This is a genomic window from Pirellulaceae bacterium, assembly GCA_019636385.1.
Classification (GTDB): Bacteria; Planctomycetota; Planctomycetia; order Pirellulales; family Pirellulaceae; genus Aureliella.
Genome location: JAHBXT010000001.1, coordinates 1,166,033 through 1,190,176 on the forward strand (window position 1 = coordinate 1,166,033; position 24,144 = coordinate 1,190,176).

General features: G+C 54.7%; 19 protein-coding genes. 14 read left to right on the top strand and 5 right to left on the bottom strand.

All coding sequences use genetic code 11. The features are described 5' to 3' along the window. Positions 1–6: 6 nt before the first annotated feature. From KF752_04475 to gluQRS, 4 genes are all read left to right on the top strand, one after another. Entirely contained in the window at positions 7–1,287 is a 1,281-nt protein-coding gene (locus KF752_04475) for a metallophosphoesterase (protein MBX3420794.1), read from the top strand. Between the two features lie 71 nt (positions 1,288–1,358). Further along, complete coding sequence (locus KF752_04480) at positions 1,359–2,153, top strand: thymidylate synthase (GenBank protein MBX3420795.1); 795 nt, start codon at positions 1,359–1,361, stop codon at positions 2,151–2,153. Between the two features lie 47 nt (positions 2,154–2,200). Then, entirely contained in the window at positions 2,201–2,692 is a 492-nt protein-coding gene (locus KF752_04485) for a dihydrofolate reductase (GenBank protein ID MBX3420796.1), read from the top strand. Continuing rightward, on the top strand, positions 2,662–3,681 hold the full coding sequence (gene gluQRS / locus KF752_04490) for a tRNA glutamyl-Q(34) synthetase GluQRS (protein MBX3420797.1): 1,020 nt from the start codon (positions 2,662–2,664) through the stop codon (positions 3,679–3,681). The genes KF752_04485 and gluQRS overlap by 31 nt, the downstream gene beginning before the upstream one ends. A 59-nt stretch (positions 3,682–3,740) precedes the next feature. Here gluQRS and KF752_04495 read toward each other — a convergent pair whose 3' ends face one another. Continuing rightward, positions 3,741–5,036, bottom strand: coding sequence for a hypothetical protein (locus tag KF752_04495; protein ID MBX3420798.1), 1,296 nt, complete (start codon positions 5,034–5,036; stop codon positions 3,741–3,743). 596 nt (positions 5,037–5,632) lie between these two features. On the opposite strand from KF752_04495, the gene KF752_04500 reads away from it, so the two are divergent. From KF752_04500 to KF752_04515, 4 genes are all read left to right on the top strand, one after another. Continuing rightward, positions 5,633–6,277 (top strand): hypothetical protein, encoded by a 645-nt coding sequence (locus tag KF752_04500; GenBank protein ID MBX3420799.1) that lies wholly within the window; start codon positions 5,633–5,635, stop codon positions 6,275–6,277. A 131-nt stretch (positions 6,278–6,408) separates the two neighbouring features. Next, positions 6,409–7,074 (top strand): hypothetical protein, encoded by a 666-nt coding sequence (locus KF752_04505; GenBank protein MBX3420800.1) that lies wholly within the window; start codon positions 6,409–6,411, stop codon positions 7,072–7,074. A 214-nt stretch (positions 7,075–7,288) separates the two neighbouring features. After that, the gene (locus KF752_04510) at positions 7,289–9,448 is read left to right on the top strand and encodes a serine/threonine protein kinase (protein ID MBX3420801.1); all 2,160 of its coding nucleotides are present in this window, start codon (positions 7,289–7,291) and stop codon (positions 9,446–9,448) included. A gap of 11 nt (positions 9,449–9,459) precedes the next feature. Next, positions 9,460–10,653, top strand: a complete 1,194-nt coding sequence (locus tag KF752_04515) for a hypothetical protein (GenBank protein ID MBX3420802.1) — start codon at positions 9,460–9,462, stop codon at positions 10,651–10,653. Positions 10,654–10,677: 24 nt separating this feature from the next. Here KF752_04515 and KF752_04520 read toward each other — a convergent pair whose 3' ends face one another. Together KF752_04520 and KF752_04525 are read right to left on the bottom strand one after the other, a co-directional pair. Beyond that, a complete protein-coding gene (locus KF752_04520; GenBank protein ID MBX3420803.1) occupies positions 10,678–11,517 on the bottom strand; it encodes a sterol desaturase family protein in 840 nt (279 codons plus the stop codon). Positions 11,518–11,608: 91 nt separating this feature from the next. Beyond that, positions 11,609–12,421: an SDR family oxidoreductase gene (locus KF752_04525; protein ID MBX3420804.1), complete on the bottom strand. Its 813-nt coding sequence runs from the start codon at positions 12,419–12,421 to the stop codon at positions 11,609–11,611. A gap of 225 nt (positions 12,422–12,646) precedes the next feature. Between KF752_04525 and hemC the strand changes: the two genes are divergently transcribed. Together hemC and KF752_04535 are read left to right on the top strand one after the other, a co-directional pair. After that, positions 12,647–13,564, top strand: coding sequence for a hydroxymethylbilane synthase (gene hemC / locus KF752_04530; protein ID MBX3420805.1), 918 nt, complete (start codon positions 12,647–12,649; stop codon positions 13,562–13,564). A 155-nt stretch (positions 13,565–13,719) separates the two neighbouring features. After that, positions 13,720–14,520 (top strand): site-2 protease family protein, encoded by an 801-nt coding sequence (locus KF752_04535; GenBank protein ID MBX3420806.1) that lies wholly within the window; start codon positions 13,720–13,722, stop codon positions 14,518–14,520. Between the two features lie 895 nt (positions 14,521–15,415). On the opposite strand, the gene KF752_04540 is transcribed toward KF752_04535, so the two are convergent. After that, positions 15,416–17,935 carry a hypothetical protein gene (locus KF752_04540; GenBank protein MBX3420807.1) on the bottom strand — a complete coding sequence of 840 codons (2,520 nt, stop codon included), beginning with the start codon at positions 17,933–17,935 and terminating at the stop codon, positions 15,416–15,418. A gap of 123 nt (positions 17,936–18,058) precedes the next feature. On the opposite strand from KF752_04540, the gene KF752_04545 reads away from it, so the two are divergent. The 4 genes from KF752_04545 to KF752_04560 all read left to right on the top strand — a co-directional run bounded on the left by KF752_04545 (position 18,059) and on the right by KF752_04560 (position 22,730). Then, positions 18,059–20,095, top strand: coding sequence for a hypothetical protein (locus KF752_04545; protein MBX3420808.1), 2,037 nt, complete (start codon positions 18,059–18,061; stop codon positions 20,093–20,095). Positions 20,096–20,407: 312 nt separating this feature from the next. Then, positions 20,408–21,025, top strand: a complete 618-nt coding sequence (locus KF752_04550) for a hypothetical protein (GenBank protein ID MBX3420809.1) — start codon at positions 20,408–20,410, stop codon at positions 21,023–21,025. 38 nt (positions 21,026–21,063) lie between these two features. Continuing rightward, the gene (locus tag KF752_04555) at positions 21,064–22,239 is read left to right on the top strand and encodes a hypothetical protein (protein ID MBX3420810.1); all 1,176 of its coding nucleotides are present in this window, start codon (positions 21,064–21,066) and stop codon (positions 22,237–22,239) included. Positions 22,240–22,292: 53 nt separating this feature from the next. Then, a complete protein-coding gene (locus KF752_04560; protein MBX3420811.1) occupies positions 22,293–22,730 on the top strand; it encodes a pilus assembly protein in 438 nt (145 codons plus the stop codon). Positions 22,731–22,807: 77 nt separating this feature from the next. On the opposite strand, the gene KF752_04565 is transcribed toward KF752_04560, so the two are convergent. Further along, a complete protein-coding gene (locus KF752_04565) occupies positions 22,808–23,998 on the bottom strand; it encodes an aspartate/tyrosine/aromatic aminotransferase (protein ID MBX3420812.1) in 1,191 nt (396 codons plus the stop codon). Positions 23,999–24,144 lie beyond the last annotated feature (146 nt).

Genomic DNA, 24,144 nt, shown 5'->3' on the forward strand with positions numbered 1-24,144 from the left:
GCCACAATGCACTGGATTTGGCCCTGGTTGGTGTTATTGCTGGCAAGCATTGGCAATTGTGGCTGGTGGCTGTTTTGCTTTAATCGAGTCAACGCATTTGGTTACCCGCGAGCGCTGGCCAAGCTACTCGAAAAAACTTGCATCGGTTTGTGCTTTGCCATCCCCGCCATGGTGGCTTGGCGTAACTGGCCGATCATTCAAGATTGGCTGCAACATCCGAGCCCTTGGCCAGGGCAAACCTCGCTTGAGTTGAACTGTTGGCTGAGCTGGAATCTATGGAGTTTGGCGATATTGGGGCCGATGTGGCTGAATTCGCGAAGATGGCTCATTCGACCAGCACAATTGATCGACCAACAAGGCGTCCAGTTTCACGTCCACCGACAAATTCCAGGTGGTTCAGCCGGGAATTGGTCGACGCGACTGTGGGCTCGCTTGCCCATGAACGACTGGGCGCATTTGGAAGTAACTCGCAAGACACTCAAGCTTGAGCGCCAGCCGCCAACGGCTGCCGGCTTGAAGATTGGCCACCTGTCCGACCTGCACTTTACAGGTCAATATCGCGCTGAGCATTATCAATTCGTGATCGAGCGCACCATGGAACTGGAGGCTGATCTGTTGGTCATCAGCGGCGATATTATCGACTTCCAACACTGCTTACCTCTCGTAGAGGGAGTGTTGGGACAACTGGCAGCGCCGCTGGGTGTTCATTTCGTTCTTGGCAATCACGATCGGCGACTTAAAGATTTGCGGCGTCTGATAGAGACCTTGAGCGGATTGGGATTTCATGATTTAGGTGTAGCCGATCGCGTGATTGATCAACCTGATCGAAAGATTCTGCTCACGGGCGACGAAGCACCGTGGCTCAAACGTCGTGGCGGAAACCACCCATCAGCGACAGCCGCCGTGCCAGAAATCGACTCAACTCAATTTCATGGCTTGCGTATCGGTGTTGCACATACTCCTGATCGCATCCACTGGGCGCGACGCAAGCAGTTAGACTTACTACTGGCCGGACATACCCACGGCGGGCAAGCTCGACTACCGCTGATCGGACCATTGGTAGCGCCCAGCCTGCATGGCAGCCAGTTCGCCTCAGGTGTCTTTCATTTACCACCTACACTCATGCACGTGTCGCGCGGTGTCGCAGGAACACATACCGTTCGCTGGCGATGTCCCACTGAAGTTAGTCTGTTGACTTTAGCACATCAGGCCGCCTCCAAAAGTAGCCACCATCGCCAGACGGTGGATGCATCGCTGCGATCCATCCCAGGCTCTTGGCGAGCGTAGCTACGAACCGCCCACGCACGCGACCTCCCGTTGATAATTCATTGGCTTGGGACACAATAGCCGCCATAATTATGCGACAGTATCTCGATCTCATGCGACTCGTCTTAAATACCGGCACGGTCAAGCAAGACCGCACTGGCGTCGGTACGCGCAGTCTGTTTGGACATCAAATGCGGTTCGATTTGGCACAGGGTTTCCCGCTCGTAACCACCAAGAAATTGCATTTACGAAGCATCATTGTCGAACTGCTATGGTTTTTACGCGGCGATACCAACGTAGATTTCCTTCATCAGCACCGCGTGTCCATTTGGGACGAGTGGGCCGACGAACAGGGCCAGCTCGGACCAGTCTACGGCAAACAATGGCGCTGCTGGCCAACCGCCGACGGCCAAACCATTGATCAGATTAGCCAAGTTCAAGATCAAATTCGCAATTCACCTGACTCGCGGCGGTTGATCGTCAGCGCGTGGAATGTGGCCGACGTACCGCGCATGGCACTGCCTCCTTGCCACTTGTTATTCCAGTTCTATGTAGCCGAAGGTAGACTGAGCTGCCAACTATATCAACGCAGCGCGGATCTTTTTTTGGGAGTACCGTTTAATATCGCGTCCTATGCTCTGCTGACGATGATGATGGCGCGCGCTACCGGACTGGAACCCGGCCAGTTCATCCACACCTTGGGCGATGTGCATATCTACACCAACCATGTCCAGCAAGCCGAGCTACAACTGTCGCGCCAGCCGCGCTCGCTGCCGACGATGATGATCCATGGCCAGCAATCGAGCGTACTCGATTTTCGATTAGAAGACTTCGAGTTGCTGAATTACGATCCCCACCCTCATATTGCTGCGCCCGTCGCCGTATGAACATTCACGACAGTGCACTGGTGGACACGGCCCGTCGAGACTGGACTATGGTCGTGGCCATGTCCGAGAAGGGTGTCATCGGCCAAGACGAGCACTTGCCATGGAAACTGAGCAGCGACCTACGGCGGTTTAAGTCGCTGACCATGGGGCAGTGCTTGCTCATGGGCCGCAAGACGTTTCAGTCCATTGGTCGCCCCCTGCCTGGTCGTCAAACCATCGTGCTTTCACGCAGCGGCTGGAGCAACCCGTACCCGCAAGTATGCTTAGCCACCGATCTGGCTCAGGTGGATGCACTGGTCCAGCCTGGCCGACGAGTCATGGTCGTTGGCGGGGCCGAAGTCTATCGCGCTGCGTTGTCGCGCTGTCAACAGCTGTGGATGACGCGCGTGTTGGCTGAGGTAGGCGGCGACACCTATTTTCCAAACATCGACTGGACCCAGTGGCAACTCGTATCCAGCCAGTTCTTGCCAGCAGGTCCGGCCGACCAATGGCCCACCGAGTTTCAGCAATGGCAACGCATAACACCGGGCACACTGTAACTCCAATTCATAACGCAGCCGGAGGTACCGGGCCGCGGGTCGGTCGATTGGCACCTTCGCCTACCGGACAGCTACATCTGGGAAATGCTCGCACCTTTCTTCTAGCCTGGCTGTCGGTCCGTCAGCAACAGGGAACTTTGTTGCTACGTCTTGAGGATATTGACCTTCAGCGGAATAAGCCTGGCGCCTCACAGGCAGTGATCGATGATTTGCACTGGCTGGGGCTGGATTGGGACTACGGGCCGAATATCGGCGACGGCACATGCTGTGGAATTCCTCTACTGCAAACCCACCGTCTAGACCGCTACCGTCAGGTTCTGCAACAGTTATTAAACGATCATCAAGTCTACCCCTGCCATTGCACCCGTAGTCAGATTGCTCAAGCCGCCGCCAGCGCACCGCACGAATCTAGCCTGGCGCAACGAGAAGGCCCAGTCTATCCTGGAACCTGTCGCTCCATTGGAGATTCCTCACAGATCACTGACCTACTGGCCTTGCCTCCGTCGGTGGCTCTTCGCTGGGCATTTGCTGCTGGAACCTACCAGTGGCACGATGGACTGTTAGGACCGCAGTCAGCCTGCCCACAGACGGAGTTAGGCGACTTCGTGATTGGTCGTGGGTCAGGATTGCCTGCTTATCAATTGGCGGTTGTCGTAGACGATCACGATCAGGGTGTTACCGAGGTAGTTCGGGGCGACGATTTGAAATTGAGCACCTATCGCCAACTGGCGATCTTGCGGCACTTAGGATGGGCCGAGCCAATGTATTATCACGTCCCGCTGCTGCTGGATGCCGAAGGGCACCGCCTGGCCAAGCGCCGAGGCGACTCACTCGCAGCTATTCGGCAGCAGGGGATATCGTCACAAACTGTGATTGGCAAACTGGCATATAGCTTGGGACTGATAGACCGACCGCAACCAATCGAACCCAGCGAACTTATCGCTGAATTCTGCTGGTCCAGGGTTCATTGTCACTCGACCAGCAGCTAGCAAGGTTCGCTAGAGCGTAGACCCCCAGCCAAATGCACTTAACCGGTTTAGAGCCTTAATTACAGACGAAAAATGATGTTGCGCTTTTCGAGCGTCCGCAACACGAGATAGCAAATCCCCAGAGACACGCCAAAACCTGCAAACACATACCACAGCGGCGCATCGTTAGGCACAAACGGACGGACCGCGGAATTGACCATGCCATGCAGAATGTAGGCGAATAACGCGTTGACCCCCAAAGTGCGAAACATTCCCAGTTGCCAACCCCACTGGTCACAGATCACAATGCAAGCGGCCAGCAAGACGAGACTCAATCCGCCACCGAATAACATATAGGACCAGGAGCCCGCGCGCTGGTTCATCGTCCACATATTCAAATAGCGGCGCCCCGCTTGATGCCACTTCTCCATAGGCACATCCGCTGGCACTGACGTTTGTGGCATTCCTCCAGCTCGTTTGGCCTCATTCCAGACGGCGTTTCGGGCGTGTACCCAATGTTCTCGGTAGCGCACGGATGCAACCGGTATTTCCTTGGCTGGAATCGTTAGCAAATTCCACCAGGTCCGATCATGACTTGCGGGTGCTGCCTGAGCATCGCTTGCCACAGAGGCAGTTTCTGCGGGTCGCACCCACGGATAGTCCGCCAGGCAGTCGGCCCACCCGGAGCCTGTCGGCAGACTGTTCGGATAGGTGACGGTGCTCAAGCAGGACACGCCGTAACCTAAAATCATGCTCAAGCCTCCGGCTACCAGCATGATGGCTGGTGCGGTGCGCTGACGATGCTGCCACCAGTCGTAAGCCAGTGTGCCCAGCAGCAGCGGCGTGGACCAGGTCATGAATCCCAGCGGCCCCCCGTCGATACCGGGTCGAGTCAGCACCCAGTCATAGTACCACCAACTGGACAGATACGAAAACGCGGCGGCTGACAAAACCAGATAGATCAGTCTGGCCCAGCCACCGGCACCGATCACAGGCACAACCCACAGCGATGCCAAACCGATATGTGCTAACGTTTGAAAGTAATTCTGCTGAAAGCTATTCTTAAGAATACCCCACAGCCCAAGTTCGGTCATTTGTTCCCACGAACCATAATGACCGTCCAGCTGATGAATGACTAGCGCCACGAGCAACAGCCCCAATATTCGGCGCACGATGCGGCCATAGTCGACTGAACCACCCGACCGCTGACGCCGAGCGACGAACGACATGCGAAACCCGATCCCGACGGCAAACAGGAACTGCGGCATGATCGTGTCGGCGTAGCTGCAGTGATTATTCCAATGCTTGAGCGTGGGCAACAGCGCTCCTACAGCCGCAAATGAACCAACAAAATTCACGAGAAACATACCAGCCACGGTGTATCCTCGGAATTGATCCAGTGAAACTAAACGCTCGGCTTGGACAGCTGGCGGGGGCGAGGTGGGTTGACTCAGGATAAAGGCTCACTTCTCTTTGGGGGGCCGGACCGGCACGCTGGAGCAGCTGGGATCGACGATTGGGGCCAGGGATTTCGAAAACTTTCGATGTGCACGTGGTAACGTGGGCGCCGGCGCGGGGCCAAGTTCTTGTTGCAGTTGAGCAAGCTTTGACACCGACTACTGCGCTAGGTCTTGCAAAACAGCTTTCAACCGTCCACGTCGGGAAGCGGGTGAATGGGCACACGGAATTTAACGGATTTTCTCCTAAAGTCTCCAAGATGGCGAGCGGCCTGGCGAAATTCCTGTTGTAGCCAGCCGAGTTGGAACTCCTGGACCCCCTGTGGAACCCCTTTTTGGTTCGGAGAAAGCAAATGTTACGAAAACTGATGATGGGCAGCTTAATTGCTGGTGTCGTGGCTGGAGGATTAGTAGCCACGGGTGTATGGAGTTACGTGCGCACGGGAGTTCGCGTAGCTGGACAATCGGTACGAGATAACGTTCCCATCGATTGGGAAATAAAACGCGCCAGGCAAATGATCGAAGACTTGAAGCCTGAGATCGCCAAGAACTTGCAGTTAGTGGCTCGAGAAGAGGTCAGCGTGCAGCGACTGAGCCAGGAGATCAGCGACAAGCAAGCGGTGTTGAGCAAGGGTCGCGAAGACATCCTGCGGCTCAAAGATGACCTCAAGAGTGGCGCGGTTCGCTTCGTGTATGCTGGTCGCCAGTACTCGCAGCAACAGGTTCGGGACGACTTGGGTAACCGCTTCAAGCAGTTTCAGGTTCACGAGCAAACCGCTCAGAAGCTGAACCAAATCCTGGCTGCCCGCGAAAAAAACCTCGACGCCGCTCGTCGCAAATTGGACGAAATGCTGTCTGCCAAGCGTGAGCTGGAAGTCGAAATCGAAAACCTGCAAGCCCGACTGACCATGGTCCAAGTGGCTCAGACCAGCAACCCAATTTCCTTGGACGATAGCCATCTGAGTGGTACTCGGCGCCTGCTGGACGAAATTCGCACCCGGATTGATGTTGCCGAACGCATGTCGGCCAGCGAAGGCATCCTGGAAGGTGCCATCCCGCTAGACGAAGTGGCTAACAACGACGTGATCCAAGAAATCGCTGACTATTTCGGTGATGGCCGGTCGGAGGTCGAGGCGCTGGTCAGCAACAAGACCAAGTAGGTTGCGGAATTACTGTCGCGGTTGGGCCGGCAATCCATCGGTATTACAATCCGAGGTTAGAATGTTAAGGGCACCGATGCACTGTGAATCGCAGAGCTTCGGTGCCCGATGTGTTTTGCAAGGAACGTATAATGAACCGTCCTCACGGGCCGTTGTCCAAAACCCAGGAGTACCAAGCCTTGGCTGACATAGGTTCACCGTCGATCAGCTCCGCCGGAACCGGCACCAGACGGATATTGTGGATTGATGGCGTTGGCGGCTACCTGATGCTGGACAAAGACGACGTCTTAATTGGCCAAGCTACCGCTGGCAGCAGCGTCGATGTAGGAGTTGTGGGCGACTTGAGCCGCCAAGCAGCCATCGTGCGGCGGCGCGATACCGACTACCTGCTGCAGCCGCTTCAAGATACACGACTCAATGGGAACAGCATCCACAGCCCCCAGTTGCTGAGCACCGGCGACGAGTTGCAATGGTCGGCTCGCGTAAAGATTCGCTTCACGAAACCTCACCCGCTGAGCGCGACCGCCAGGCTAGATGTTGTCAGTCTGCACCGGTTCCAACCGCGTGTCGACGGCGTGCTGCTATTAGCTGATTCGTGCATACTAGGTCCCAGTGCAAGCTGTCATGTCCGCTGTCCAGATTGGACGCAGGATTTGCTGATGTACCGCCAAGGCAGCGACTGGTACTTTCGAACCGTCAACGAAGTCGATGCCAACGGTCGTGCGGTCAAAGGTCAAATTCTGATCAGCAGTGGACTGAGACTTCGCTGGGACGATTGTTCATTGTCCATCGAATAATTGAAGGTATAACGATCAACCAGACCCCTCCAATTAGCGGAGCGATGCCAGGCGTACGCAGCGTTGAGCGGTAGTTGGGAGTAAGCTCGAAAATGATCCTAAAACAACAGCGGGATTTTGCCAAGAATCCCGCAACATCTGCGAATAACCCGGTAACCATTGTGCCATTGAAGATGCCGACGTTTGCCAAGCAGATGTTGCAGGAGTTGAAGCCATGTTCGGGATGTTGTGCCTACCGAAGAAGAAGAATTCTCACGCCGAAACCAAAGTGCTTCCCCCAAACGGGCAACTCGTTCGCGAGGCAAAAATGAAGTTCCGATACGCCAACGGTGACCAGCCATTGAATGGCTTTACGATCAAGCGTGGAGTCGGTGTTGGGGGCTTTGGCGAGGTCTATTTTGCCTTGAACGATGCGGGCAAAGAGGTGGCACTCAAGCAGATTCAGCGCAATTTGGACGTCGAAGTTCGCGGGGTGCGACAGTGCATGAACCTGAAGCATCCCAATCTGATCTCGCTGTTTGACGTTCGCTTCGATCAGAACGAACAGGGCTGGATCGTGATGGAATATGTTTCTGGTCTCAGCCTGCGCGATTTGGTCGACGCGCATCCACGTGGCGTACCTGGCCCAGAAATGATGCGTTGGTTTGGCCAAATTGCTTCCGGAGTCGCCTATTTGCATGACCATGGCATCGTTCATCGCGATTTGAAGCCAGCCAATATCTTCGAAGACGAAGGCTTGGTCAAAATTGGCGATTACGGATTGTCCAAGTACATTTCTAGCTCGCGCCGCGGTGGGCAGACTGAGAGCGTCGGCACGTTTCACTACATGGCCCCGGAAATTGGTAAAGGTGAATATGGCAAAGAGGTCGACATCTATGCATTGGGAGTGATTCTGTATGAGATGGCGACGGGCACTGTGCCGTTTGACGGCGAAAGTAGCCAAGAAATCATCATGAAGCATTTAACAGCCACCCCCGACTTGTCGGCTGTGCCGTCGCCGCTTCGCGAAGTCATCGCCTGTGCGCTGGCCAAGAATCCAGCGTCTCGATTTAGCGACGTGCGGCAGATGCTGCGCCCCTTAGGCATGGACATCGACGATCGTGGATTGTTGGTGCAGGGACTGTCGCCCAGCCAGCCCCCAGCGACTCCTGCGCCTGGTCCGTCCCAAGCTTGGTTTCAGACGGCTCAAGCGCCGCCGCCGGTTGCAGCTGCTGCCGGTGCCGAACCCAATTCGGCCGTACATCAGTTGGGCATGGGAGGAAACTATCCCCCCGCAGCTTCCCCAGCATATACCTCGACATTTCAAGAGCCCATCGCGCGTACGCTCAGCATGTGGATCAGCAGCATTAGTGCCTGGTATCGGAACGATTTGTCTGTGGGTACGCGAAATATCGTATTGGCAGTCGGAATTGTGATGCTGATTTTGAATTCAGGCTTCGTGATTGCCGCTGTCGTGTTGGGGCTGCTGTTCTACTTGCCGTATTATGTACTGTGGCGGATCATCTATGCTTCGCCGCGTCCGGAGCATCCAGGGGTGGCGCAGCGCAGGTGGCACAAGTTGACGTCGGGCCACGCGGTTGCTCAGCGGGCTGCGCAACAGGCACCCGCGCAGCCCGCCAGCAAGATGCAACGCTTCAAACCGATGAGTGCCCGGCAATGGCGGCTGGCCCAGCGTCATCACTTGGCGCAACTATCAAGCTCGGGTTTATGGGCCCAAATTACTGCCAGCTGGCTGAATGCAGCCCTGGTTATTGCCGTATTCAGCTATGCAGTGGGCCTGTTCATGGTCAGCGGCTCACAACCGCTGCAACCAGTGGCTATGAATATCATTTGGACAGCGGTCGTTTCGTTGGTTGCCGCGCTGATTATTATCTGCCTGGGCAAATACTGGCAGAGTCGCGAGGGCGATTGGCCCTTGCGGAGTTTTATTCAACTGTTGAGTGGCTTTGCTGTTGGCGGCATAGCTTATGTGTTAGCCGGCTACCTGTTGATGAACCCTGGCGATACCAGCGGTCCGGCAAGCTTGACCAACGCATTTCAGGTCCAGTGGCCGGGCGCTGACCGTCCGCAATGGGCCAATTTTGCCAACGACAATCAGGTCTTGCTGCTCGGCTACATGGCCTACTTTCCACTGCTGATGGGTCTGGTCGGTTGGTGGAAGCAAGTCGATCCCTTGCGGCGAGTCCGATTTAGCATTTGGGCGGTAACCTGGAGCGTATTGGTAGCCAGCCTGATACAGCAATTAGTACCGTTTCCACAGCCCTGGTGTGCCCTGTTGGCCGGAGGTACCAGCATAGCTGTCCAATTGGCTAGCCCCTGGATCAGCTCGGACGAGCGTTTGGCCATCCCAGCTCCGCAGCACCTTAACCGATAAGAAAGTATGCCATGTGTCAGCGTCTGTACAGCGATGACCGCTGTTGCGTCTGGGGCGAGTCGCCGGTGTGGATCGTTGCATTCTTAATGCTGGTTCTCTCGCCGATTTCAGTCCGTGTTGCCGTAGGACAGTCGTCGGTGGATGTTTCCGTCGAAATCACCGAGCGCGCTGCCGATCATGCAGGCCAAGAAATATCGGCCACGTCAGATTCAAAGAAACCGGAAGCGCTCCAAGAAGCAAAGTCGGCGGACCAGTCCAGCGATGTCGATACTGACGCTGCTCAACCGGCGATCCTGGAGGAATCTGCTACGCTGGAGAGGGAGTCTGCGGCCAACAGCCAACCCTCAACCATCGCTGCCGAAGCCTCCCCAGCGGGGCCAGCGCATCCACTGTCTGTCGAGCCGGGAAGTGCGCTCCTGCCCAAAGATCGGCCGGATTGGACCAACGCTGCCGCAGATTATCAATCGGAAATTCATCATTTCGTCGTCCAGTCCATTCCAACTACGCTTGAAGACGAACTGGATGCCAGCCTTAATGCGGCACTTGAAGCGGCAATGCGCGAGTATGTTGTGCAACTCACATCCAATTCACAGGCAGCACAGATACTCAGCAGTCACCTATCAGCAGACTTCATACGCAAGAATTTGCTGAGAGATGGTCATGAATATGTAGCTCAAATTCAGACTAGTTCCGGCCCACTGTTCCAGAAGTGGGTCATGGTCGACGTGACGCCCGAGCAACGTCGGCAACTAGCCCTGTGGCTGAATCAACAGCGCCAGGGCGAGCGCATCTGGCGTTTGGGACTGGCAGTCGGCGGGCTGTTGAGCCTTTTGGGTCTATCGCATCTGTGGTTGCGCCGTCGCACTCAGCATCAATCTCAATCGCCCAATCTGTTGGTGGCAGTCCAACCAGCGCCAGTCACCGCACCTTGCCGTCGAAGATTCGGGCGAGTCTTGGCGGCAGGCGTCGTGCTGAGCTTGTTGATTGGAACCTTTCATGTTGCTGGAATTAGCGACAGACCAATGAATCATTCCTCCAGATTGGTTCCACCGGTCAAGCTAGAAAAACTCAAAAAACTAAAACGCGCGGGCCACCCAGATTATTCGGTTAAGGATGACGTGCGCGCCGAGATTCGCGATGCGACTGAGGAAATTCGCGAAATCATCCGTCAGCAGCGAAAATCAATGCTTGATAACGACTTGTAGCTCTCAACTGGATAGCCAGCGAGACTAAGAGGAGAATTTGCTGCCCGGTGGATCGCGGTACTTCATGAACGGAATCTTCAGCAGCGGGGTGACGTACGAGTTCTCCTGGGGATCTGGGTAGGTGTCAATGCCGTACACCAAGAGACTGCGATCCATCGTCGTGAAGGTACGAAATAGCCGATCCCAGATCGAAAAAATATTGCCGTAATTGCTATCGGTCTGTGGTTGCGTGAAGTGGTGGTGCACGTGGTGCATATCGGGTGTAACGATTACCCAACTGAGCGCTCGATCTATCCACTGCGGCAAGCCGATGTTGGCGTGATTAAATTGCGACAACACCACGGACATCGACTGATAGAGCATCACCATCCACATCGGTGCCCCGGCGGTCGTGACCGCCAAGGTGGTAAACACAAAGCGGATAACACTCTCTCCTGGATGGTGGCGATTGGCCGTGGTGGTATCCACATTCGTGTCCGTGTGATGGATTAGATGAAATCGCCACATCCATTTGACTTTATGTTCCACAAAATGGGGCAAATAGGCCCCTACCAAGTCCAGCCACAGCAATCCCAGAACCATGAAAACAACAGTGGGCATGGCTGGTAGCCAGTGCAGCAGTCCGAATCTTGAACCCTGTGCCCAATCCGAGATCGTCACCATCACAAACGCGAGACAAAAATTCACTAGGATGGTAGTGATCGTAAAGAAGATGTTCACGCCGGCGTGTCGCCATTTGCTGTATTTCATTTTATACAGCGGCGCGGCGCTTTCGATGATCCAAAACAGCGCGATGCCCCCAACCAAGATCAGCGTCCGGTGGGATGGAGGTATGGTTGAAAAATAATTGATGATTGTGTCCATCGTTAATCTGTCTAAGGGTGCCTGTGCTGTCTGAGGAGTTAAAACGAGCGGCTGAAATGTAGCTACGGCACATTGTCAACTGCCGCTCGCCTTATTGCAATTCGGGATAGGGATCTGCAAAGGCACCCAGCGCTCCTAGCCCGCCGTCAACCTCCAAGTCGGTGGCCGTGACAAACGACGCGGCAGAGCTGGACAGCCACAACACAGCCTCGGCAATCTCAAGTGGCTGGGCCAGCCGCCCCATGGGGTGCCGATTGGCCAGGGCCGCCCGGCCGCCCTGAGCCTGCAAACTGGCGCGGACTAGCGGAGTATCGGTCGCTCCGGGGGACACCGAAACCACGCGAATACCTAATCGAGCGTATTCGACGCCCCACTGCTGCGTTTGCAGCAGATTTGCGGCTTTGATTGGTCCATAGCAGGGGACTTGCCGCGCCGTTCGATGTCCCTGGCCACTGCTCATGTTGACAATTACGCCGGAGCCTTGCCGCAGCATCTGCCGCACCGCATGTTTGGCTAAAAAGGTGTAACCGCTCAGGTTGACGGACAGCATCCTCTGCCACGCGGCGTTTTCCAGCCGATCTAAGGGCACATAGGAATCAGGAGGCTGAATAGCGGCATTGTTCACCAGAACGTCCAGTCCCCCAAAACGCTCAGTGGCTTTCAGAACAGCGTCTGCACACTGCCGCTCGCTGGATACATCCGCTGGCAGGTACAAATAGCGTTCATCGTCGGGCCGGTCTGGTCGAGCCACATCAATGCAGGCAACGGCAGCACCAGAGTCATAAAACGCACTGCACACCGCCTGGCCAATTCCACTAGAACCGCCACTGACGATGACCACGCGTCCGCGATTGTCGTAGGTCAAGCTGCCCGTCGGTCGGCTAGTTTGGTTGTGCTTGTTCAAGAAAAAACTCCGTTCGGATTGCGGTCTTCAGCCGGGGTGCTCTCGATCGACCAGGCACAATTGTGGTAGATTTTTGAAAGTCTGGCGAGTACCACTCGATGACAGCTTCTCGGCAGCGGCAAGGTGGTAGCGAACCGGCAAGTAGACGATCTCATGGAAGGCTGTGTCATGTGAGACGCAGGCCCGAGACTCGATTTACCCCCAATAATTCACAGGACATCATCGTTGCGATCAATTCGGATTGGTACTCGTGGGAGTAAGCTGGCTCTATGGCAGGCCCGATGGGTTGCCGATGGGTTGCAGCGACTGGGCTGGGGATGCGAACTGACCATCATTTCCACCAGTGGCGATATCTCGACGGCCTCTTTAGGCCAGGTAGGCGGCCAGGGGCTTTTCACGAAAGAGATTCAGCGAGAATTGCTGCAAGGCAAAGTCGACGTGGCCGTCCATTCCTTGAAGGACTTGCCCACCATGTCGATACCGGAACTGGTCCTGGCAGCCGTACCCACGCGTGAGACAACCTCTGATTGCCTGATTAGCACTGGCGGACTGCTGTTCGAACAGCTTCCGACAGGTGCACGCGTCGGCACCGGCAGCTCGCGCCGCGCCGCTCAATTGCGAGCCTGGAGACCAGACATTACGATTGCTGATATTCGAGGGAACGTCGATTCGAGGTTACGCAAATTGGATGAAGGGCATTATGATGCGATTGTGCTAGCTGCGGCCGGACTCAGCCGCCTGGAGTTAATCCACCGCGTGACTGAGACCTTGCCGCAAGACAAGATGCTGCCGGCGATTGGTCAAGGCGCCCTGGGCTTGGAGTGCCGAGCGAATGATACTCGAACTCGCGAAGTCTTGAGCCAATTAAATGATGCTACCAGTTACGGAGCCGTCGTGGCTGAAAGGGAGTTGCTGCGCGGGCTTGGGGCGGGCTGCCTGGCACCGGTTGCGGGGCTGGCGATGATGCACAATGGCCAATTGCTGCTGCACGGCCGCGTCCTGGACATCCACGGACATCGACAATTGAACGAGTGCGCCAGCGGCCCGTTGCATGAGGCCGCTACGATCGGAAAACGATTGTCACAAAGACTGCTGGAGCGCGGTGCAGGTGAATTGATAGCTCTGGCACGCGAGACGGCTTAAGGAGAGCGGCCAAATACGAATGCAGCATTAGCTACTCCTAGCCTGATCACCTACGGAGTGTAGCTGAGTCGAACTGGCATATGCCATGAATTAGATGATTGCACCGGCATTTTCAGAACGAAATCGACAAGCACGTCTTTAGAGAGTCAAGTTTGATGTTTGGTCTTCCTGCCCCGAGCCCGTACGATCTAAACTTTTCCACTTTCGGGTTTCCAGTACGGGTTAGCTGGTCGTTTTGGCTGATGGCGGCCGTCCTCGGCTGGGGCTGGAGCCAGTCGTTGGACCAGCTTGCCATGATTTGGCAAGCGGATTCTCCGGGCGCAGGAATGATGCTGGTCATTTGGATGGCTGCCGTGTTCTTAACGATCTTGGTCCATGAATTAGGTCACGCTGTGACTTGGCGACGTTATGGTCAAGAGTCACATATCGTGCTGTATCACTTTGGTGGCATGGCGGTAAACGATTCGTTCACCAGTTGGGACGGGGCCCGAAGGCGCCGCACTTCGGCCGGCGAGCAACTGTTGGTTTCGGCGATGGGACCTGCGGCACAACTGGGACTGGCCGGGCTGCTTTTCGCAATAGGTTTGGCGATTGAAATGCCGATGCAGTTAACTGTCTGGTTGAATTCGCTCGGTTTGAATCTGCCACTGGGCTCAGCACCAAGCACCATTGCTCTCTACGGTCTGTTCGATGCGCTGATATGGACGAGCGTAGCTTGGGCGATCCTGAATCTAGCCCCAATATTTCCGCTCGACGGAGGACAGATTTTGTTGAATGCTTTGGTCATGGCCAACGTCAATCGACCTCGAGAGACCGCGTGCTGGGCATCGGTGATTATTGGTGGCTTGCTGGGTTTGCTAATGCTGACCTACGGTCAACCGATGGTTGGACTGATGTTTTTGATGTTAGCCGTTTCCAACTGGCAATCTCTGCAGCAGGGTGGTGGACTGTATTGAATGCGAAATCGGACCTTCATACAGTTCAATTCCATAGCTTTCGCTTTCAAAGGTTTCGCCCGTGGAAAAAATGTCAGAATTCTGTGTATTCCGTGTTGAACACGTATTGCAATTACCGAAGTAATTTGTATAAATGTTTTTCAAGGACGTAGGTAATTGCAGTTTGCCGGGGTCGACAGGGTGGTGGCCACCACTAGATTCTGGGAAGCGGCGATTTTCTTGAGGTTCAGAGCAGGGGGCGGCTGCAGCGTGTGGCTGCAGTTGCAAATAGTTCTCCTGCTCCTGGTTTTCCGTTATCGGAGGAAGAAAACGTGGCTAAGAAGAAAGCAGCAGCTAAGAAGGCAGCTCCTAAGAAGGCAGCTAAGAAGGCAGCTCCTAAGAAGAAGGCTGCCAAGAAGAAGTAGTTTCGACTACTTACTCACCGAACACGCTTTCTGAACGAAAGCGATCCAATCCGCACTCGACCCGAAGGCCGAGTGCGGTTTTTTGTTTTCTCATGTCCAATGTCCCGGTAGTCGCTGCCTGTAATTTCGTATTGGACACTCCCCAACTCTTAGCTCAATCGTCCCAAACTCCGGCTGGCGAGTCGTCGCTGACGGCAAGCGGTTCGGGACGTTGTTGACAACCGCTCTCACCGGACAAATGGGTGTATCGTCGCGGGGAAATTCGATATGTATGTTAGCCCCTATTTCTTAGTACACACCACCAAAAGTGCTGCTGGATCCACCACCCAATAAATTCCATAAGTGCACAAAACACAAGCACTTACGAAGCATTAACCACGTAGCTTCCGCATCGGATTGCGCTAATCTGAATACAGTGCATATCATTCGCAATATCTAACTTTTAAGCTAGTTGTGAGTCAAATAATTGACCCAATTCAAACTTCAATTGGCTAGAAACTAACACTAGAAACTAGACCGCCGAACGCTCCAACTTCAACGATCAAATCTACAACTTTATGATTGTTGGCACCCTTCAGGGTGACCTCATATTCCAGTCCACCACCCCCCCCAACAGGACCGATTTTATTGATATCAAAATCTTCGAGTGCACCGCACTGACTGACAAATTGCTGACGAAAATCTAACAGTGCTTGTGCAAACGCCTCGGAATACAGCGAGGGCACCATGAGTTGCCGCGCGCTGTTCAGGTCGTCAAACCAGTGTTTGATGAAGGTTTCGATACGGCGCTCGATTTCGGAGGTGTCCGTCAGATGCATTGGAAACTGGTCCATGGGTGGATGCGCAATCGTGAATCGTTCCAGATAGCCGGCATGGAACCAAACTTCGATTGGCAACAAGTTCTTTTCGCCGACCAGAATTGCGTTGCATCGATACCGCTGACTACCTGGTTCGTACTCAACGGTGCGGGCGATGGACACCGGCGACTGCATGTTGCCCGCCTCCAATTTCAGTTGCTGCAAGTATGCGGTTAGCGCGGCTCGATCCACGTGTTGCCGCTGTTGAGGATCTACCAGGGCTAGCAATGGTTCGACACTCGTCTGCATGAACGCGTCGATCGCCGCTTGTGCTCCCTCACGCTCGCCTTCGGCCAGTGGAATTGAGCTGACCGGAAAATCATTGGCGAACTCGCTGGAAAAATCCGTGACCAACAGCGTAGCCGTTTCTGCCGTATCGGTCGGCCAAGACAAGTCGCAAGTCAAGGGCAAGGAATTGCCACTATCAAAGACTGCGGTCAGAAACACCGATGCCACCACAGCCTGGGGCCGAAAAACGTTGTTGGATAGTCGAACTCGATCAACTACCACACTTTTGACTGGCGAGCCTAGTCGTTGGTCTTCGTCTAATTGCTTCTGCAAGTCGGCCAGCGGTAGTTGCTGCTGGAATTCTTGGTCCAGCATACCGTGTGCGGCTTGAACCTGATTGCCTAGCAGTTGCTGCCAAAACATTCTGGCAGCTTCAGGTATCTGAGGGGCAAAATCGAAGAGGTCCAATGTCGATTCGGCAACAGCGGGACCGTAAATCGACATCCCCAACCAACGATCGTCGCCCACGAACTGGATTTCTGCGTAATAGTCCTCGTGATTCCAGCGAACGGGACCAGAAGCCTGCAGCCAATCCTGAAAACCGTTGACGCTCCATAAATCAAAGTCGATTTCCGGCTGGCTATCGCCCAATCGTTTCGACAAGCGGTCCAGGAGAGCTTGCGTCTGAGGCTGGTTGACCATCGCCTGAAGCCTCTCAGGATAGTTGTTTACCAGAGCCTGCGACTCCATTCCCCGACCTAGGTCCTGAAGCAACTTTTGCGTGGCTTTAGCTAACGACGAATGTGAACTCTGGAACGCTTGAACCACATTGATCGCCCCTAACTGTGCGCGACCAACTTGATTGCGCGAGCTCGGAATATTGAAGACGACACGGCTTGTGCAGCGGACCCCGTTGTCCAGTCGGACAATTAGATCGATGTGCAATACCTGGCTTCGCTGTTGAAAATTGTACGCTAACAGGTAATGACGCTTCAGTTCGCAGCTTTCTATCGTTTGCCCGTATCGCTGGCGGAGTTGCTCGCACAACTGTGCCAGTTGCTCAACTTTCACCTGCTCTTGATAGGCTGGTGCGTACATTTTATGAGCTTGTTCGGCCTTGCCAGCGAACAGCGCCCGAGTCAGCGTTTCAGCCTGCTGGACATAGGAAGTTGTATCCAGCGGCTCACGAAAATAGTTGTCAGGTAGAACCGGGCAGTTCATCTCGACGCGAGAAATCTTGCCGCCGACCGCCGTCAGTCGCAACCCGCAGACTCCGGATTGACCCTGCAGTGCCCCGGCCAAAATTCGCGTTCCGGCAGCCTCGCTCCAGGCCATCCAACCGGCAGTTAGCTGTTTATCGGCTAGCGAAGGCCCAATGAACCCTGTGAGCTCTCGCAAGAACACGTCCAGGCAAGGAGCGTCTACTTCCGCTGAGGGCAAGCTGGAAATCAAGGCTTCGGTGGTCGATTGTCGCTCCCGTGCTTGGTGGAAGGCTTCGACCAGCTTGATGTCATTCTTGTTCAAGTCAATGGAACCCGGTTGATACTCAGCCCGACCCACCTTACCGCTACTGAGTTTGATCAAACCGGGTTGCTGCAGATCCGTATCGTCAACCACCTTATCCTGGATAACCAAGCTTCCCTTGAGCGGAAAGGCGGGTGTCTGGACGTAGACCTCGATGCCATCAAAGCCCGTCTCTAATTCCTCGACAAATTGACCATTTTGCAATGCAATTCGGGTTGTCAGCGATTTCGTCAATTGGCGGGCACGAAAGTATCGTACGGTGATTTCGCAGGGGCGCAGCTCTGGGCCCTCCACAATCAGGCGGTTCACTGACCGCTGCACCGCTCGTGCGTCGCCGCCGATAACCACTAGCCATGATCCTGCCAATAGTGCACAAATCTTCACCAATTTAGATCGATTCATCGAACCTATTCCCGTATGCTGACGAAGCCGCTGTTCATGATTGCTACCGCAGCATATCATCGCCTAAAATCTAACTCCGACAACTCTTTCCGTTACACGCAGGGAACAGTGGGCTGGAATTCTATGACTAAGCAACACCTTGCTGGAATCGTACTGATCGCATCTGCCGTTTGGTGGTTTCACGGTGCACCTGTCGCCGCCCAGGAGATCGTGGGCATGAATACGGTTCCCCACAGCCAATCTGCGGTGCTTCGCTGGCGGCGGCCATCCGATGCTGAGCTGGCAGCTCGCGTAGAGCTGTTTATCCAGAACACGACAGATCAACCGCTTGTCCTGAGCGATGTTTCACAGATTCGGTTTGATGGCCAATCCCCCCAACAGCTACTGGCAGCTACGAAATGGGCCTGGCACGATACGCCCGCAGTGTGGGGCCAGGAAACTCTAGCGCTGCCTCCACAAGGACTACTGGCTTGGAAAATCAACGGCTGGTCAGCCAGTTGGGGCGTCGATACACGCCACGACATCGATTTACCTAATGGTCGCCAGCTGAGTTTTGTCGTTAGCTCGCCCAAGGCCTGGCAATCGGCGGTTACTTTCTTAAGCACCAGCGCGGACGGCCAATTATCAGATAATCCCTATCCGAACCAGCTTGTGATTCACGTTCACAACCAGCACTTGCCGGAAATGTTGCTGCGGTCAGTGCGGTTGTGGACCGCAATTCCTAGATCGCAGGGGCGCGTCTTCCTACCCACAACAGAATTCCAGCAGCCTCGGTACTATCCGACCGACGGTCGACTGGCCGGTCCTGGAAAGGCCATTATCGTCGTCGACGACATCCAGGTACCTCGCGAGCAGGTTGTGGTCGAAGTACGATTCCAATCTCGCACTGGCGGAACTGAAGAATCGCTGTGGTCGACGCTGAAAGTCAAAGCCGAACAGTTTGACATCAGCGGTGGATGGATCGCATCACAAGTTGGCAACCGCCACAGCTTAGCGTGCGAAGAATATCTGAAAACTTTGGCCAGGATGCACATCAATACTGGGCATTTCGAGGAGGTGCCAGGATATACCGACAATCCGGAGCTGTATGCCCGCTACCCGCTGAAGCGGTTTAACCGCTTGGCCGACCTGTCTCGTTACGACAACGATCAAGCCCTACCTACCATTCACGCTGTCGAATTCATCGGCGAACCGCAGTTTGGTGGTGGACGCCCGATACCTCCTCAGGAAGTTTGGCAAATGCTGGAGCCTTACCGCTCCAGCCGCTTGCCAACGTCAGTGACGCTGAGCGAGGAACGCTCTTGGCGTTACTACGCCGGGCTATCGGACTATCCGCACTACGATGCCTATCGCGTGATTGCTCCGGCTGCCGATTGGTGGCGTGGCTATGAGTGGGGAGATGCGAAGATCGCTTGGGGGGCACCGCTGGAGACCATCGGTGATATGACGCGCAGCCTACGCGAACATAGCCGACCAATGCCTATCGCATACTGGTCGCAAGGAGCTCACCACGGCTGGGGTAACGCTCTGGTGCCTCGACGGGGTTCGCCGACAGCCGATGAGCTGCGCAGTCAAGCTTGGCATGCGCTGGGCAACCGCATCACGTCGTTGTATTGGTTCAACCTGAGCCTCAAATCGCTGCTGAAATACCCGGATTTGATCGAGCCTATGACGCGCGTCGGCCGCGAGATTCGCTTGCTGGATGAAATCTTCTTGCGCGGGGATGCCTTCGAGTACCGCCGCGAACTGCATGAGGATCGACCAGCGTGGGATTTGTGCAGCATCGCCACCCCAAACGCAGTTCTGTTGACCGCACACGACTTGACCTATCAACCTGACATGCAGGCGCGCGAGTTCCGCTACCAACCACGCGCCGCTGAATTGCGATTTCGACTACCTGAATGGCTGGGAGCTGATGTCCAAGTGTTTGCTGCAGATTCCGAAGGTATACGGGATATACCGCAGCGAATTGAAAATGGTTACGCGTTCGTGTCAGATACCGTTCGCGTCGTGGGCATTTACATCGCCACAGCCGACGTCAATCTACGACAGCAGATGGTCAAGCGGTATAGCCAATTGATACACGACGAGCAGTCTCTGGACTTTGATCCAGCCCATCGCCCTCAAGACTTGCGACAACTTGAATTACTGCTCAAGTAGCTTCCGTTTATGGAAATCATCTTCTTAGCAGGTACTTTTCCACGTAGTGTGGCACTTCTGAGACACTGCCAGACATGGAATGTTGCCTGGCGACCACACTCAGAGGAATTCAACAATTTTTGCTTGCCTGACGTCGATTCGTAACTTACGTTTCAGTTGGCTCTCGATTCAGAGATGAGACGGAGCAATGGCTGAGTCGCATCTGCTTGAACCAGATTTCTGGTTGATTCACTCTGCGACAATACCAACATCGGCCAGAGCCGCGAAGATGCCCGAACACATCCTCGAAAACGGTAGCGGAGAACGCGAATTATGCACAAACCACTGTGGACTGCGGCAATGCTCGTCGGACTGGCTGTAACTGGCGGAACGGTGACAGCTCAAAACGAAATCGTCAGAATCGAAGAAGATTGGGAACTGACCATCCACCATCCTAACGCGGCGATTGACGCACCGCAGGTTACCATTGCCATGATGCCGTTTGCTCAGGCACCGGACTTGCATTTGGAAGTCAACTTGAACTACGCGTTGAAGCCCGATTTTCGTCCGGGCGGAGTACAGGTCCGAGTGACTCACGATGATGAGATTTTGGGGCATATTCATTGTCTGCCGCTGATTCAACTGACACACGAATCAGAGGTCATAACATGGACCGCAGTGTTGCAAAAAGTTGAAGCTGGATTTGCCTTTGGTGTACAGTCGGGCAGTAGCGCAAGTTGGGGCAACTTCGGTGGCAATGGATATTTCTTGCACATTCCGGCTGCCTTCGCTCCCGGCGGCCTGACCGGCTACAACTACCAGCACTCGTTGGCCAATTCCGGAGCCACTTTCGGTGGCAATCGAGTAAGTTCCTTGCGATTGAAGACGCTGCGCATCATTGACCTCAATGGTCAAGTGCTAGAACTTGGTGTTGACCAACCAGCCCAATAGGCCCCAGTATCGGTCGAGTGATTCAAGGAGCTAACATCATGATCCATTATCGTCACCTAGTCCGCTCAACACGTGGACAGCACCGCCAAACGCGACGCGGAGCGGCTCTAGTCTTGGCCGCAGTGCTGATGTTCGTATTGTTCAGTATGCTGGCCTTCGCCATCGATACTGGCTATCTGGCCCAGGCTCGATCAGAAGCCATTCGCAGTGCCGATAGCGCTGCGTTAGCTGGCTGTTGGGAAGTTTATCAGCAGCTGCAGAGCGACCCCGATCTGTCGATGGCTGACATTTCGGAACTAGCTAAGAACTCAGCCAACAACTTTGCGCAATTGAATCCTATCTGTCAGAGCAATCCTAGTCTGAATCCAGGCGAGGTACAGGTCGGCTATGTCGGCCAAATGCGCGGGGATGTGATTTCCAATGACGCCAGCAAACCGTACTATGCGGTTCGTGTCAAGCTGCATAAAAACGAGGATCTCAACGGCAGCGTGCCCTTCTTCTTCGGCAGAATCTTTGGCAATACCAATAAGAATCTAGTTGTAGAATCTACCGCCGTAATGGCCCGCTCGGTTTCCGGATTCAATCTGCCGGCTGGGTCGACGGACACCCTGAACGTCTTGCCCTTTGCGCTCGACCAACAAACATGGGACAACATGTTGACCGCTGCCGGCGGCAGTGGTTCGGACAACTATAGATTCAACGCCCTGACAAACACGGTTTCTCCAGGCAGCGATGGCATCCTGGAAGTCAATTTATTCCCACAAGGCACCGGGTCGCCTGGAAATCGAGGCACGGTAGATATCGGCAGCGCCAACAATTCTACCAACGATATCAAGCGACAAATCCTGCACGGCATATCTCATCAAGACCTGATCGCCCTGGGCAAACCTCTGGCCTTGGATAGCTTCACCGGCACCATGACATTAAATGGCGACACAGGTATCAGTGCAGCCGTCAAGGACCAATTTGACCAGATCATCGGGCAAAAGAGAATCATACCGCTATTTTCTCAGGTGAGTGGGAACGGCAATAACGCCATGTATACGATCACGCGCTGGGTGGGGGTACGGATCATGTTCGTGAAATTGACTGGCAGCATGAGTTCCAAACAGGTAATCGTACAGCCAGCTCCAGTGATCGCTACGTATGGAACCAGATCAACAAACAGCCAATCAAGCAACTACGTGATGAAGCCGGTGACACTGGCTGAATAGTTTAGCGCTTGCATTCAGAATTTGATTTGCCCAACATCCTGGACATCAATGCCATGAACAAGAATAGAATTTGCGAGCCCAGGTTAAGCCGACGTAAAACGCAACGCCGCAGGGGTGCTGCCACAGTTGAATTTGCCGTGATCGCTCCACTGATGATGGTGTTGACCATGGGCATGATCGAAGTGGGCCGCATGGTGATGGTCAAGCAAATTATGGTCAACGCCAGCCGAGAAGGCGCACGACTGGGAGCATTGCCAGGCGTCTCGAATTCCGAAGTGGTGGCTCGAGTTCAACAAGAGTTGGCGGGGTCGAACGTCTCGGGAGTGCAGGTGAACGTCAATCCAATTGGCTTGGCCGTCGCTGCGGCCGGAACACCGGTAACGGTATCGCTGTCTGTACCTTCATCGTCGGTGAGCTGGCTAGCGACTCCGATGCTCCAATTCAGTTCGAACCTTCAAGCCTCGACCACCATGCGCCGTGAAAGCGACTAAGCTGCAACTACGCTGGCTGTCGCGAGGCTGGCAACTACCGGTGGCTACACACGCCACAGGGTGGCCCCTGAAACCTTTTAGCCCTGCAGTGCAGCCGCGATGGCATCGGCTAGCGCTGGTAAATTGGCCGAAGTGATACCAGCCACATTGATCCGCCCGCTGCCAACGATGTAGACGCCACGTTCGCGCCGCAGCCAGTCAACCTGCATTTGAGACAGGCCACTGAACGAAAACATTCCGCGCTGCTTGAGCAGGAACGAAAAGTCAATCTCGCTCTGGCGAACCGCCATAGCGGCCACCAATTGCTGTCGCATGTCGTGAATTCTGCTGCGCATTGCAGTCAGCTCGGTCATCCACAACTGCTTTAACGCTTCGTCCTCCAAGATCGTCGCAATCAGCGCACCGCCATGCCGCGGAGGATTCGAGTAATTGGTACGGACCACCTGCTTGGCGCTGCTACCAACGTTCACAACATGCGCAGGCGACGCACACACGGCCAACAGCGCACCGACCCGCTCGCTGTAGAGTCCAAAATTCTTCGAGAATGAGCTGCACACCAAGAATTCCGAATGTTGTGCGCCAATTGCTTTCAGACCAATGCGATCCTCTTCCAGGCCGTCGCCGAATCCATGGTAGGCAAAGTCTATCAGTGGCAGCATTTTCGTTTCAGCAGCCAACTCAGAAATCAGCTTCCATTGTCCAGCATCTGGATCAATACCCGATGGATTGTGACAGCATCCATGCAGGCAAATAACATCCCCCGGCCGGCCCTGGCTGCGGAGCGTATCAAGCATGGCTGAAAAATCGAGCGACTTCTTGTCAGCAGTCAGGTAGGGATAACTTTCGACGACCAATCCTGCTGATTCAAACAGCCCCACATGATTAGGCCACGTTGGATGGCTGACCCAGACCCGAATCGGGCCGAAGTTTTTGCGCAGTAGATCCGCCGCTACTTTCAAAGCTCCCGTGCCGCCGGGCGTTTGCACCGACGTGACTCGATCGCCAGGAACAATACCATCCAATGCCAGCTTGACTGCTTGATTGCGAAAGGCGTTTAAGCCGTCAATGCCCAAGTAGCCTTTGGTCTGCTCGGTATCCAGCAGTACTTTTTCAGCTTGCTTGACACACTGTAGAACCGGAGTTCGCCCCTGATCGTCTTGGTAAACTCCAATGGTCAGATTGATTTTATTGGCTCGACTGTCGCTGGCAAAGGCATCAGACAAACCCAAGATGGGATCGGGTGGCGCGAGTGAAACTGTATCGAACATGGCGACTAGCAAGTGCTCCTTCGTCAGTTACGTGGATTGAATTGGGTGTACCAGCATCGCCGGAAAATGGCAGGCGGTCTAGTGGGCAACCAGATATTCAGCAAAACGCTCAGGACCGTCCGCAGCCCGTTAATGTCTAACGAACA

Bases quoted from the DNA above. Each gene is read 5' to 3' on its own strand.
- KF752_04475 (MBX3420794.1), top strand. From the start codon at position 7: ATGCACTGGATTTGGCCCTGGTTGGTGTTATTGCTGGCAAGCATTGGC.
- KF752_04480 (MBX3420795.1), top strand. From the start codon at position 1,359: ATGCGACAGTATCTCGATCTCATGCGACTCGTCTTAAATACCGGCACG.
- KF752_04485 (MBX3420796.1), top strand. From the start codon at position 2,201: ATGGTCGTGGCCATGTCCGAGAAGGGTGTCATCGGCCAAGACGAGCAC.
- gluQRS (MBX3420797.1), top strand. From the start codon at position 2,662: ATGGCAACGCATAACACCGGGCACACTGTAACTCCAATTCATAACGCA.
- KF752_04500 (MBX3420799.1), top strand. From the start codon at position 5,633: ATGATCGAAGACTTGAAGCCTGAGATCGCCAAGAACTTGCAGTTAGTG.
- KF752_04505 (MBX3420800.1), top strand. From the start codon at position 6,409: ATGAACCGTCCTCACGGGCCGTTGTCCAAAACCCAGGAGTACCAAGCC.
- KF752_04510 (MBX3420801.1), top strand. From the start codon at position 7,289: ATGTTCGGGATGTTGTGCCTACCGAAGAAGAAGAATTCTCACGCCGAA.
- KF752_04515 (MBX3420802.1), top strand. From the start codon at position 9,460: ATGTGTCAGCGTCTGTACAGCGATGACCGCTGTTGCGTCTGGGGCGAG.
- KF752_04520 (MBX3420803.1), bottom strand. From the start codon at position 11,517: ATGGACACAATCATCAATTATTTTTCAACCATACCTCCATCCCACCGG.
- KF752_04535 (MBX3420806.1), top strand. From the start codon at position 13,720: ATGTTTGGTCTTCCTGCCCCGAGCCCGTACGATCTAAACTTTTCCACT.
- KF752_04540 (MBX3420807.1), bottom strand. From the start codon at position 17,935: ATGAATCGATCTAAATTGGTGAAGATTTGTGCACTATTGGCAGGATCA.
- KF752_04545 (MBX3420808.1), top strand. From the start codon at position 18,059: ATGACTAAGCAACACCTTGCTGGAATCGTACTGATCGCATCTGCCGTT.
- KF752_04550 (MBX3420809.1), top strand. From the start codon at position 20,408: ATGCACAAACCACTGTGGACTGCGGCAATGCTCGTCGGACTGGCTGTA.
- KF752_04555 (MBX3420810.1), top strand. From the start codon at position 21,064: ATGATCCATTATCGTCACCTAGTCCGCTCAACACGTGGACAGCACCGC.
- KF752_04560 (MBX3420811.1), top strand. From the start codon at position 22,293: ATGAACAAGAATAGAATTTGCGAGCCCAGGTTAAGCCGACGTAAAACG.
- KF752_04565 (MBX3420812.1), bottom strand. From the start codon at position 23,998: ATGTTCGATACAGTTTCACTCGCGCCACCCGATCCCATCTTGGGTTTG.